The organism is Priestia sp. ST2 (genome assembly GCF_055810735.1).
The window spans coordinates 335,975-348,388 of record NZ_JBVVNT010000004.1; the positions used below are offsets into that span (position 1 = coordinate 335,975).

The 12,414-nt window shown below is 38.5% G+C and carries 14 protein-coding genes and 1 pseudogene; 6 read left to right on the forward strand and 9 right to left on the reverse strand.

From position 1 onward, the window contains the following. Nucleotides 1-53: 53 nt before the first annotated feature. The 4 genes from AC0KUU_RS18920 to AC0KUU_RS18935 form a co-directional block, all read right to left on the reverse strand. Nucleotides 54-587: a GNAT family N-acetyltransferase gene (locus AC0KUU_RS18920; RefSeq protein ID WP_237074413.1), complete on the reverse strand. Its 534-nt coding sequence runs from the start codon at nt 585-587 to the stop codon at nt 54-56. A gap of 44 nt (nt 588-631) precedes the next feature. Further along, entirely contained in the window at nt 632-1,003 is a 372-nt protein-coding gene (locus AC0KUU_RS18925) for a hypothetical protein (protein WP_013057801.1), read from the reverse strand. Nucleotides 1,004-1,045: 42 nt separating this feature from the next. Next, on the reverse strand, nt 1,046-1,237 hold the full coding sequence (locus tag AC0KUU_RS18930; protein ID WP_014459359.1) for a hypothetical protein: 192 nt from the start codon (nt 1,235-1,237) through the stop codon (nt 1,046-1,048). A gap of 84 nt (nt 1,238-1,321) precedes the next feature. Beyond that, on the reverse strand, nt 1,322-1,594 hold the full coding sequence (locus tag AC0KUU_RS18935) for a hypothetical protein (protein WP_025751130.1): 273 nt from the start codon (nt 1,592-1,594) through the stop codon (nt 1,322-1,324). 220 nt (nt 1,595-1,814) lie between these two features. Here AC0KUU_RS18935 and AC0KUU_RS18940 point away from each other — a divergent pair, with 220 nt between their 5' ends. Together AC0KUU_RS18940 and AC0KUU_RS18945 are read left to right on the forward strand one after the other, a co-directional pair. Beyond that, a complete protein-coding gene (locus tag AC0KUU_RS18940; protein ID WP_043981449.1) occupies nt 1,815-2,048 on the forward strand; it encodes a hypothetical protein in 234 nt (77 codons plus the stop codon). 15 nt (nt 2,049-2,063) lie between these two features. Beyond that, nucleotides 2,064-3,173: a GerAB/ArcD/ProY family transporter gene (locus AC0KUU_RS18945; RefSeq protein ID WP_025751128.1), complete on the forward strand. Its 1,110-nt coding sequence runs from the start codon at nt 2,064-2,066 to the stop codon at nt 3,171-3,173. A gap of 20 nt (nt 3,174-3,193) precedes the next feature. On the opposite strand, the gene AC0KUU_RS18950 is transcribed toward AC0KUU_RS18945, so the two are convergent. Then, on the reverse strand, nt 3,194-3,910 hold the full coding sequence (locus tag AC0KUU_RS18950; RefSeq protein WP_043981448.1) for a CPBP family intramembrane glutamic endopeptidase: 717 nt from the start codon (nt 3,908-3,910) through the stop codon (nt 3,194-3,196). A 219-nt stretch (nt 3,911-4,129) separates the two neighbouring features. Here AC0KUU_RS18950 and AC0KUU_RS18955 point away from each other — a divergent pair, with 219 nt between their 5' ends. After that, the gene (locus AC0KUU_RS18955; protein ID WP_322552233.1) at nt 4,130-5,317 is read left to right on the forward strand and encodes a macrolide family glycosyltransferase; all 1,188 of its coding nucleotides are present in this window, start codon (nt 4,130-4,132) and stop codon (nt 5,315-5,317) included. A gap of 327 nt (nt 5,318-5,644) precedes the next feature. Then, the gene (locus tag AC0KUU_RS18960; protein WP_028409216.1) at nt 5,645-5,923 is read left to right on the forward strand and encodes an RNA polymerase sigma factor; all 279 of its coding nucleotides are present in this window, start codon (nt 5,645-5,647) and stop codon (nt 5,921-5,923) included. Between the two features lie 21 nt (nt 5,924-5,944). Here AC0KUU_RS18960 and AC0KUU_RS18965 read toward each other — a convergent pair whose 3' ends face one another. After that, entirely contained in the window at nt 5,945-6,262 is a 318-nt protein-coding gene (locus AC0KUU_RS18965) for a hypothetical protein (protein ID WP_013057808.1), read from the reverse strand. A gap of 208 nt (nt 6,263-6,470) precedes the next feature. Between AC0KUU_RS18965 and AC0KUU_RS18970 the strand changes: the two genes are divergently transcribed. After that, nucleotides 6,471-6,590: a DUF4023 domain-containing protein gene (locus tag AC0KUU_RS18970; RefSeq protein ID WP_013057809.1), complete on the forward strand. Its 120-nt coding sequence runs from the start codon at nt 6,471-6,473 to the stop codon at nt 6,588-6,590. A 172-nt stretch (nt 6,591-6,762) separates the two neighbouring features. After that, a pseudogene (locus AC0KUU_RS18975) lies at nt 6,763-7,803 on the forward strand (alkene reductase); the annotation flags it as partial. A 27-nt stretch (nt 7,804-7,830) separates the two neighbouring features. On the opposite strand, the gene AC0KUU_RS18980 reads toward AC0KUU_RS18975, so the two are convergent. The 3 genes from AC0KUU_RS18980 to AC0KUU_RS18990 form a co-directional block, all read right to left on the reverse strand. Continuing rightward, nucleotides 7,831-8,553, reverse strand: coding sequence for a GDSL-type esterase/lipase family protein (locus AC0KUU_RS18980; RefSeq protein WP_162214550.1), 723 nt, complete (start codon nt 8,551-8,553; stop codon nt 7,831-7,833). Between the two features lie 245 nt (nt 8,554-8,798). Continuing rightward, entirely contained in the window at nt 8,799-11,837 is a 3,039-nt protein-coding gene (locus AC0KUU_RS18985) for an efflux RND transporter permease subunit (RefSeq protein WP_322552234.1), read from the reverse strand. Between the two features lie 120 nt (nt 11,838-11,957). Continuing rightward, nucleotides 11,958-12,407, reverse strand: coding sequence for a DUF6188 family protein (locus tag AC0KUU_RS18990; protein WP_043981443.1), 450 nt, complete (start codon nt 12,405-12,407; stop codon nt 11,958-11,960). Nucleotides 12,408-12,414: the final 7 nt, after the last annotated feature.

Below are 12,414 nucleotides of genomic sequence, written 5' to 3' on the forward strand. Positions count from 1 at the left end.
GATTCATCGTTCGGATTTTCATTCACTTAATATACTTTTGTCCCAGCCTCTTTTTATAAGTGAAGACCCATAAGCATTGTATTATAGTACACGCCATTTATATAGGTGTCTTTTTCTTTTAATCCTTCTGGTTGAAACCCTAGCTTCCTGTATAAAGAAATAGCTCTTTGGTTATCTTCTCGCGTCACAAGTTCGATTTTTTTTGTTTGTTTATTCGTACGTGCCCATTCAATCAGCTCAATCATTAGCTGTCTGCCTAACCCTAGCCCGCTATAAGATTTCTCTACTACAATACCGAGGGTTCCCACATGCTTATTACGCGGGTTTTGAGACGAGGTGATGGATGCGATACTAATGATTTTCTCTTCTTTTTCAGCCACAACTATAAGAGCATTTTGCTCTTGTTTTACAGAAGCTAAAAACAGTTCGTACTCTGAAAGGGGTGTAAGAAACTCACCTTCTCCAAATGAAAGAAAATCACTTTCTCCTCCTACCCGGTTGTAAAAAGCAATCATTTTCTCTGCGTCTTTTGGTGCTGCTTCTCGAATGCTGACGCCTATACCGTTCTTTAATGTACGTAAACTCATATACCTATCTTCCTTTTGGTTATTCTTGTTTGCTTAGCCGAGTTTTATCGCTGTTTTTCTCTCCACTGATCTAACCACATGCGATTTCCTAAAGCTGTAAAATCATTTTCATCGGCGTAGCGTTCAATGACGGAAAGCGCATTGTCCTCAAGCATTGGTGAATAGCTCATGATTTCTAAAATATGATGTGCAGCCCATAAATCAATTCGATAAGTAGGATTCGTCAGCAGTGTTGCAAATTCAAACAGCATGCCTGGATAGTATAAATGAATGAGCTGCGCAATTTTTTTCATATCTTCTGCAGCTCGATTGCCTTTTTTTACAGATTTTTTATCTCGATAATCGATTTCATAATGAATTTTGGCGCTTTTTTGATAAAGATCAACTAGCGTTTCATACGTACGGTGTTTCCGCATTTCTCATCTTCCTTTGCTTCTAGATTTCCTCGTTTGAAGATGCTATAGTTCATTTTTAGGTTTCATATATTCAAATAAATGCAGCAAAAATATGATACTTCCGCCAATACACATCACAAAACTTAACGTAGCAGGATACTGAATAAAGAAACCGACAACACCAAAAATCAGCATAGCAAGCGCTCCTATCATCATAAACAGATGATAAGCCGGTGTATTTTCTTCATTATTCATACATAACTCCTTTTCACTATTTTTTAAGTTATTAAAAAGATATGACACTTCTTTTGGACTATGATCTTTTATTTTGCTGACGCTTTATTTCTTTAGTTTAGCACGAAGTAACGTGAGAAGGCCTCCTCCAAACATGACGCCACCCACAATTTGATACAGGTGTATGTAGCTTTTTATCGTTTCAAGATACAGATCCGTGTCTGCGTTCCCTTGACTTTCTAGCCATTTTTGACCCATGGCCTGCCCTGTTGCAACACTTTTTAACAAAACGACCAGGCCTCCAAGCATGACAACAGCGGCGATAATAAGCTGCACCTTTTCTTTGTCATCTAGCATTTTTTTGAGCTCATCTGCCATATATCTCTCTCCCATCCTTACCTTGTTATGTATCTACTTGTTTGTAATCATGATGTTTTTTCTATTATAACGCTCAACTTGGTCATTATAACACGGTTTTGCCCTGCCTTTAGTCTTACTTTTCATAAATGAAACCTTTTTGGATCATACTATCTTTGAAACACAGGCGTCTTTAACATCCCTTCATCATTTTTAAAGGGTTACTAATTGAGGTTGATACATGCTTATATTTTTAGGGATTTTTTTACTTTGTGCAGCTGTTTGTTTAGTAGAAATACCTTATTTAAAAAAAGTGAACAGTAAAAAAGAAAAGCGAATGTTTTGGAGTTTGTTCACAGTAAGTATTTTGATTGTTAGTTTAAAATACGGCGGTGTTGAAATCCCCAACCCCGGGGACGGCATTGCTTTTTTATTAAAACCTTTTAGTGATTTTTTGTTCAGTCTGTTGAAGTAAAAGGAAGTGAACAACTTGCATCGTCAGATGAAATTATCCGCAGCACAGTTTCGAATACTCGTCATTTTTTATAGTTTAGGCGATACTATTTTAGTCGTGCCTGGAAGCTTAACCGCTGATTCTAAACAAGAGGCATGGATTCCAGCTATTTTAGGCGTAGGTGTAGGCGTTTTACTTGTATGGATGTATATCAAACTCTCTAGCCTTTATCCGAATAAAACCCTGATAGAACTAAACGAAGCCATTTTAGGAAAGTGGCTAGGAAAGTTTGTCTCTCTTTTATTTGTCGCTTCTACTCTTCTTTTTTGCAGTCAAGTTTTGTTTTACGTGGGCTCGTTTCTAACAACTCGCATTATTATTCAAACACCTATGCTTGCTGTTCATATTTTGTTTATGGGAATTGTGATTGTCGGCGTTCGGCTTGGCATTGAAACGATTGCCCGCTGTGCTGAAATTCTCTTTCCATGGTTTGTTATTCCGTTCTTAATCTTAGTTTTTTCGATCTTCCCTCAAATTCATTATGAGAATTTGCAGCCTTTGTTAGAGGTAGGCGTTAAGCCTATTATCAGATCTATTCTGGTATTTACAAGCATTACGTCTCTCACTTTTATTGTATTGCTAACCGTTTTCCCTGCTCACGTAGCGGAACCAGACCAGCGGAACCGGGCTTTTTTTACGGGAAGCTTAATCGGCGGAGGCATTATGATTATTATTTTATTGCTTGGCATTCTTGTACTTGGAAATACGTATACACGTATTGCTTTATATCCAAGCTATGAGCTTGCAAGACGGATTGAAGTTGCGGATTTTCTAAAAAACATTGAAGTAATTATGGCTATTATGTGGTTTTTATCTCTTTATTTTAAAACATCTCTCTACTATTATGCGACCGTTTCTGGACTCGCTCAAATTCTTGAATTAAAAAACTACCGAGTTTTAACTCTTCCGCTAGGCATTATTGCCGTTACATTTTCACTTATCGTGTATCCAAGCATTCCATATGAACAAACGTGGGACAGAGATACGTGGATTCCGTACAGTCTGCTATTTGGACTATTTTACCCTCTTGGATTATTAATAGTTGGGAAAATTCGCGTAAAGCATTCTGCGTCTTTATCCAAATAAAAAAGCCGCTTAAGCGGCTTTTAAAAGAACACGGTTATGCTCACTAATCCATTCCACAGCATATGTAAAATCATAGATGGGAAAATAGATTTTGTTCGATAATAAATAATGGCAAAGACAAGTCCCATGACGGTAGCTGTAATCGGAAAGCCAATATGTAAAAGGCCGAATACAAGAGCGGAAACGAAAACGCCCACAAGCACGTGATGGCGTTTGGTTAAGAAACCACATAAAACACCTCTGTAAAGCAGTTCTTCTTTAATAGGCGTGATAACTGCTACACTTATAAAAAATATCCAGCTCGAAAGCAGCGTTTGATTAAAACTGCCTTGATTTAAATCCTTTTGCTGCTGATCTGCGCTTTCTACGTTTAAAAATGAAAGCATCACGTACTGCACCGCGGCTACAATTAAAAAGCCTACTACAATATATACATACGTTTTTCTTTCTTTTAATACTGAGAAGTTCCACATAGGCTTTAAAAATCTGCGCACAGGCCTGTACAGCACGGCAACACCTAGAAAAAACGCCGCGTCTACCAGCAGAGCATATGGTCCTTCTAATAAAATCCCCGTCATATTTGACCCCGTAACTTCATCGTAAATAGCTACTCCAATTCCAGCTATAATCTGCAGACCAAAGCCCAACACGATAAATAGAAGCAGCGTGAAGTAAGTAAACTCTTTTTTCTTTTTAGGCTTTAAAACCGGTTCTGAATTTGTTGATAACGTACTCAAAATAGTAACCTCCAAAAATGATTCTTTCTCTCTAGTGCTCTCAAAATTCTACCATAATCTCCGCTTAATGATGTTATTTTTTAGGAAAAAAGTTATATTTTTTCACACTTTACACACAAAGATAGGATTTGAAAAGATAAATGAGCTAGCCAAATTAGTTGTCAACTTCCTTATATTTGATTACGCTTGAAGAAATCTTACCGAAAGTGAAGTGAAAAAATGGCAAACATTTTAATGATCAATTTTCCCGCTGAAGGTCACGTAAACCCAACGCTTGGAATGGTAAAAGCTTTTTCAGACCGAGGTGATACCGTTCATTACATTACGACCGAGCGTTTTAAAGAGCGTCTTGAAAACGCCGGAGCTATCGTACACACTCACCGGGACTTCTTAAGCGGTGTATCCATCAAGCCTGAAACTCCTCAAGGAATCAACGCTTTTTTAAATATCCACATCCAAACGTCTTTAGATACGCTTAAGCTTGTTCATACGTTATCAAAAAAAATTGACTTTGACTTTGTGTTTTACGACAAGTTTGGAGCAGGCGAATTAGTCCGTGATTATTTGCGGATTCCCGGGATTGTATCATCCGCTTCTTTTTTAATGCCAAAAGAACGCTTAGCAATGATGCCTCTGCATCCCGATTCAGACGTTCCATTTAAACCTGACGAAAAAGCTCAGTACGGGCTCAGCTTGCTAAAAAATCAGTTTGGGGTAGAACCTAAAAATCTGCTTCAATTTATGAACAATGAAGGCGAATTAACGGTCGTATATACAAGCCGCTTTTTTCAGCCGCTTCATGAACATTTTGATGACTCTTGTTTATTTATTGGGCCAAGCTTTCCAAAGCGTCACGGCTCTCACGATTTTCCGCTAGAAAAGCTAAAGAACGAAAAAGTTCTTTATATTTCAATGGGAACGGTGCTTCATGATGTAGAAGGCTTTTTCAACCTTTGCATCGACGCATTTAGCGACTTTGAAGGAAAAGTTGTGATTGCAGCAGGAGACCGAGCTGATTTTAAAAAAATAAAAAAAGCACCAGAGCATTTTCTTATTTCGCCCTATGTTCCCCAGCTTGACGTGTTAAAAGAAGCTGATGTTTTTATCACGCACGGAGGTATGAACAGCGTAAATGAAAGTATTCATTTTAACGTACCGTTAGTCGTTTTACCTTATGGGAAAGATCAGCCTCTCGTCGCTCAAAGGCTCGTGGAACTAAACGCCGGGTATCGCTTAGCAAAAGAAACGGTAAATGCTTCTCTTTTAAGGAGTGCAGTTGAAGAAGTTGTCCGCGACGATCGCTATAAAAAAGGAATTAAAGAAATCAACGCAAGTTTCCAGCAGGCATCTGGACCGGCTGCAGCAGCTAAAAAAATTGTCAATTACTTAATAAAACAGCATTCATAAAGAAAAGGTGCACAGATGTGCACCTTTTCTTTATAAAAACAGCCATGTACAAACTGTATATATGCCAATGATTAGCAAACTGACGACTGTAAGGAAAATCAATGCACATCCAGCTACAATAAGTTTATCAGCCCATTTGGATACGTAATGAGCAAAGCTTGCAGGCGGTCTCTCACTTTCCCCAAGTTTTCTTCTTTGATATCTCGTTGAATATTTTGCCTTGTTTTTTTGATACTACGTAGCTCATAAGCCTCTCCTTTTTAGGTGTTTATACTCATCTTAACAAGGGTACAATGAACTATAATTGATTTTCGAAGGGGCTCGGTTATGAACAATGATCTTTTACTCATTCAAGAGATAAAAATCCGAAAGAAAGAAGCACTTCATCAGCTTTACAATCGATATGAATCGCTTTTGTATCGTCTTGTCTATTCAGCAGTAAAAGATCCACATGCTTGCGAAAGCATCTTAACAGAGCTATTCAAAGAAATTTGGCATTCCCCTGATCTTTTGGTCAAAGAACGTACTCTTTCTCTTTCTTTGTGCAAGCAATGTGTAAAAAATATAAAAAAGCACAGCCAGAACTCAGAGAGGATTTCGTCGTAAATCATTTTTTTGCTATACATACTATGAATACAAATCCATATGACTGAAATAATCGAAAATATGATTTAAATCTGTAATCTTTATGCTATGAGTGCTGTAAGCAACGATTATTTCAGCCAGCATAAGAACGAATAAAATGGCCAATAGCACCTTAACAAGCGGAAATTGTCGGAACTGAGGAGAAAAAAGCAGCTTACTGACTGTATACAAAAACAGCAGGATAAAGTAGATCATCATGGCATTTGTCGCCTGAAGGGGCACATTCCAGACAAATATGTACACGCTGAATGTCAAAATTAAAATAAACGACATTTCTTTCCCGCTAAAAAAATCACTCATTGCGTAACACCTTTTCTTGTTCATGAATGAATAAGAAATTATAAACTCACGAAACATTAACATTATTTTTACAACAGTATACACGATTTTCCTATTAATTTCTATATACCGCTGTATATATGGAGCGGCTTTTAGCGGATTGGCGTCATGTTTTTGAGTGCAATGGGTTATAGTAACAGGGAAAGCTCATAAAGGAGGTTTAGATAATATGGAAAACACAAATGAATTTGTTCAAAAGCTGAACGATAATCAAGAAAAGCAGCGCAAAAATAAGCAGGGTCAAGCTACTGGGCATCCTGAGAAAAAACTTCCTAACAAACAGCATTAATGTTGTAAAAGTTGGCTGTAAAGACAGCCGGCTTTTTTTTTGAACTTTTTTCGGAAGTCGAAATGTTTGAAGATAAAACAAATCCCCTGTTACAATAAACTGAACCCGCTGCAAAACGTTCGCAGCTATACTTTCCTCTTAAGGAGCTGAATATAAAATGAGTAAATTTGAAAAACTATTCCAACCAACAAACATTGAAGCATTTGATTTACACACTCGTACAGCAATGGCACCGATGACAAGATGCTTTGCTGATCCAGAGACAGGCGTAGTCGGTCAAGACGTTGTAGACTATTACCGCCGCCGCGCAAAGGATGGTATTGGCTTAATTATTAGTGAAGGAATTGTTATCAGCGAACGCGCAAAAGGAAATCCTGGCGTTCCGGGTATCTATACCCAAGAACAAATTGATTCATGGAAGCCTGTAACAGAAGCTGTTCATGAAGAAGGCGGCACGATTATTGCTCAAATTTGGCACGTTGGCCGCTTGAGTCATTCCGGGTTAATCAATGGGCATAAGCCTCAGGCCCCTTCCGCTATTGCAGCACAAGGCCAAGTGCCTCGTTTCCGCAAGCCCTATGAAGAGCCTGAAGAAATGTCGAAAGAAGATATTAAAGAAGTTGTGGGACAGTATGCCCAAGCCGCTAAAAATGCCATTGAAGCAGGATTTGACGGCGTTGAAATTCACGGTGCTCACGGCTATTTGATCGATCAGTTTAATTCAGACTGGTCTAATAAACGCACTGATGAATACGGAGGTGACCTTGCACAGCGATTAACGTTTATGAAAGAAGTGATTTCCGCTGTTATCGACGCCATTGGAAAAGAGCGCGTTGTGATTCGCTTCTCTCCTCATAAGCTTGATAAACCAGACTACCGCTGGGATGATACTGAAAAAGCTATTCAAACGTATACAGAAGCATTTAAAGAAACAGGAATTGAGATCATCCATCCGTCTATGCTGGATTTTTATGAAGATGTTCAAAACGGTCAAAATCTTTATGAAATTACGCGTAAGTACTGGGATGGACCGATTATCGGTGTAGGTGACTTAACGCCTGAATCAGCTGAAAAAGCGCTTCAAGCCGGCTGGATCGACGTAGCTGCTATTGGCCGCCCGCTGATTTCAAATCCTGATTATTTACAGCGCATTAAAAACGGCGAGTCTCTTGTCGAATACGATGCTAAAAAACATTTACCAGAGCTTATCTAAAAAAAGCGCTCCTTCCGGAGCGCTTTTTTATTGGTTTACGTATGCCTGAACCTCTTGTTTCCAAATAGCATAGCCTTGGCCTTTTAAATGAAGACCATCAACCGTGAAATTACTTTTTAACTGATTATGTGTAGATACTTTCGAATACAGATCAATGTAAGAATCGTTGTGTTTCTTAGCTAGACGCTCTAAATAGTTATTTAATGCGATAACATCTTTATTGTCCACTGCGTCGCCGCATTTTTTATTGTTCACGGGCAGTACACTTTGAATGTAGACTTTTGTATTCGGTGATTCTTTATGAATACGTTCAAGAATTTCAGTATAATTGGCTTTGGTTTTTTTTACAGATTTTTGCTCGTTTAAATCGTTAATGCCAATCATTAAGAAAATCTTTTTTGGCTTAGCATCTGTAATACTTTTTAGACGATGCAATACCCCTTCTGTTGTATCATCGGCTACGCCTCGATTGACAATCTGCTTATTATGAAAAAGTTCGCTCCATTCAGAGCGCTGGGTAATGCTATCACCGAGAAATACGATCGACTCTTTAGGAATACTTAATTGCTTAAACAAAGTGGTCCGTTCAATGTAATAAGGATTATCTCTATAGCTTTGCTTAGATGAATCCTTAGATGACAGCGGATTTTTCATTGCGCTGCTGCTTGTAGCATAAAAAGCAAAAACACCTAGGAAAAGGACATTTAAAATAATGGAACTGATAAATACAACTTTCTTTGTTGAACTCACGAAAACGACACTCCTGTACTTTGTATGTTTTTTAGATAACTCTACGATGATATAGTAAAGCTTCCTGTTAACACTCTTTCCCTCCATACAAGACATTTAATCATTTTTTGTAAATAATGATTTTACATAAAAAAGAAGCGGCACTCGAAAGCGCCGCTTCTTTTTCTATAATATAAGGGGTTAAAACGTACTTTTATTATAACATATAGTCTATGGTCATATTTTCCTCTATTAGAAAATAGTTCTTATGTCGTTTCTTTTTCCAGCTGTTTTTCTCTTTTCACTTGCTTTGCGAAGAAGAGTTCGTATACCACTGGAATAATAATTAAGGTAAGAAGGGTAGATGACGCAAGCCCTCCGATTACCGTGATAGCTAAGCCTTTTGAAATCAGCGTTCCGCTTGATGTAGTAAGCGCCAGCGGAATTAATGCAGCAATGGTAGCAAATGCCGTCATTAAAATTGGACGCAAGCGCGTTTTCCCAGCTTCAATAAGGGATTCGCGGATCGTCATGCCTTTTTGTTCACGATTTTGGGTAATTCGATCTACAAGCACAATCGCGTTTGTTGTAACAATTCCAATCAGCATTAAGAATCCAATCATGACGCTGACAGACAGCGGTTCTTTTGCAAGGACTAGACCAACTAACGAACCGATTGGCACAAAAATGAGTGACGATAAAATGATAAATGGAATACGCGCTTTTCCAAACGTAACGAGCATCGTTAAATACACAAGGCCGATTGCTGTTAAAATAGCTAGACCTAGAGATTGGAAGACTTCCACTGTCTCGTCGCTTCCGCCTCCACCGTCCAAGCTCACATCTTTTGGCAAGTCTAACTTTTTCACTCCATCTACAACATCTTTGGTCACAGCTTGAACATCATCGCCTTTAATGTCTGCTTCCACTCGCGCAAATACTTTGCCGTCAAGCTTTTGAATAGAAGTGAACGTATCAATTGTACGAACGTCAGCAATATCTTTTACTAACACAGGTCCTCGTTCTGTAAATACTTGAAGATCTTTAATTTCTTTTACTGAACTAAGGTCTTTATCGTATGAAAGCTGAACCGCTCGTTTTGTATTATCTAATTTTAAGTCTCCAGCAGATACTGGTTTGGTTTGGTCGGAGATTGTACCAAGCAGCTGAAATCCAGATACTCCATACTCTGCAGCTTTATCAGGATCTACTTCTACTACAAGCTGCTTTTGCTTATCTGAGAAGTTATTTGTTACATATTTAAGACGTTTGTCTTTGTTTAAGTGGTTTTCCACTTGCTTAGCTGCCTTTTGCAAGTCATCTAAATTAGAAGAATATAAATCAACCGTTACGTTATTATTTGTAGGAGGCCCTCCTGTTGATGCTTCTTGTACATTAACTGTTGCTTTCGGTGATTCTTCTTTCGTGATGCTTTCCATTTTCTTTTGAACTTTATCAATAAACGTATCAACATTCACGCCTTCTTTTACGTTCAAGAAATAGCCAACTTGGTTCGGGCGTTTTACACCTGTTGAAAAGTCGCGTGATCCAACTTCCGTAGTCACATCGGAAATTTCATTTTGATCCGCAAACATCTTTTCAATTTTTAAAGATACATCGTTTGTTTTTTCAAGTGATGTAGATGCTGGTAATTGAACGTTGGCCTGAAGCATCTTTTGTTCTTCATTTGGAATAAACGTAAAGCCAAGTGAAGGAACAAGCGCAAATGAGCCAAACAGTAAAATAAAGGATAAAATTAAAATTTTGATTTTATGATTAAGCGACCATGCAATCGCTTTTGCATATCCGCGCTGCAGCCTTCCTTCTTTTTCTTCAGGCGGTACTTTTTTAAACGCAAACTTTGCTAAAATCGGCACGATTGTAATCGCTACAAGAAGAGATGCTAACAGTGAAAAAACAACTGTTAAGGCAAACGGCAAGAAGAACTCTCCTGTGATTCCTCCTACAAAGCCGATTGGCAAGAATACGACAACCGTTGTAATGGTAGACGAGGTAATGGCTTTTAAAATCTCTTTTGTGGACGATTCGACAAGCTCGTTGCTCATGCCTTCTTCTGAACGGCGAACGCGTCTAAAAATATTTTCAATCACAACAATACTGTCATCCACTACGCGCCCAACGGCTACAGCCATTCCGCCTAGTGTCATAATGTTAAGTGAAATATCAAGCTGGTTTAAGAAAATAGCTGATACTAACAGCGATAATGGAATCGATATAATCGCAATGATCGTAGCGCGGAAGTTACGCAAGAAAATCAGCACGGCAAGTGATGCAAATAATGCTCCGAGCAATCCTTCGCGTACTAATGTTTCAACAGACTTTTCAATGCCGTCAGCTGAGTCAAAGCCGATTGCGTAGTCTAACTGATCGTCATATTTTTTCAAAATTTTCATCGTTTCGCTCGCCACTTCAACCGTATTAGCATCTTGTTTTTTTGTGATGGCCATCGACAGTGCATCTTTGCTGTCATAACGCGTATATTCGCCTTGGTCTGTTACGGCTTCGACTTTGGCAATATCGCCAAGCTTCACAGGCTTTGCTTCAGGATTCATCGTAGATTTCAGCTGGATTTTCTTTAATGCATCGATCGTCGCAACTTTTTCTTCTACTCGCACTGGAATTTGAAGCTCTTTTCCGTTTAATGTTCCTGCTGGGAATGAAACAGCTTTTTGATTAATTTGTTCTTTCATCCCATCAAGCGTTAAGCCAGCTTGAGCTGCTTTTTCTTTATCGACCGTAATTTGTAAAAGGTCCTCTTTCACGCCGCCAACTGAGACGGAGTTAATACCTTGAATTTTATTCAATTCAGGAATCACTTCATCGTTTAATACTTTTTCAAGATTTGCATCATCTTTCGCAAACAGTGAAATGTTGAAAATCGGGAATGAACCAAATGAAAAACGGTTTACGTCTACATTTGATGACTCTGGTAAATCTAATTCTTTTATCGACGAGTTAATTTGCTGTTCAACTTTATCTAAATCCGTATTAAACGGGAATTCTAAATTAATAATGCCAACGTTTTCATACGATACGCTTTGTACGCTTTTAATTCCTTCAATTCCTTTCACTTGGTCTTCGATTTTCGACGTGACGTTTTCATTTACGTCATCAGGAGAAGCCCCCGGATACGTTGCTTCAATGGACAGCTGCGGAAATTCGATATTCGGCAGTAAATCAATTTTTAGTTTTGAAAATGAATATAGCCCCGCTAAAATAAGTAAAAATGAAACGATAAACACAGCTACCGCATTTTTCAAACTAAATCTCGTCAAAAAATTCATCTTTTTCCTCCGTTACGTAACTAAGTTATTTGAGAAGCCTTCATCCTTTAATAGCTGCAGACCCGTCTTAATTTTTCAACAATTTTAGAGTACCCACGGGTCAGTTTTTCACAAAAAAACTCACCTCCTTTCATGTGCTGATGAACTGTCTATACAAACTGAAATTTGATGGTCACACGCTCCCCCTGGAAGCGAGATAAAGGAAAAGCCATCTTGACCATATAAATCCCAACCTTCAAAAAACGAGCTGTCGTGAAACATATCTAGCGCATACCCATTAGAAAATGTAATTCGAAGTATACCGATATCTTCATACCACTGTATAGAAATAATGTGCTGGCCAAGCAGCAGCGCTTCGACTTGCTGACGCTGCTCGGCAGAATGTAGCGATTTCCAGTCCGCTTGACCAAGCAAGATGCTGCGTTTGTTTTTTAGTCTCCATGGACATTCTGCCACAAGTCCACCTTTACTAAATCCAAGAGAAAACGGCAGGGTATTGTCTGTGTTAACCTTGGTAACGATTTGTTCTTGAAAATATGAAAAATTAATCACTGTGCTGCTGGTATCCATCATATCC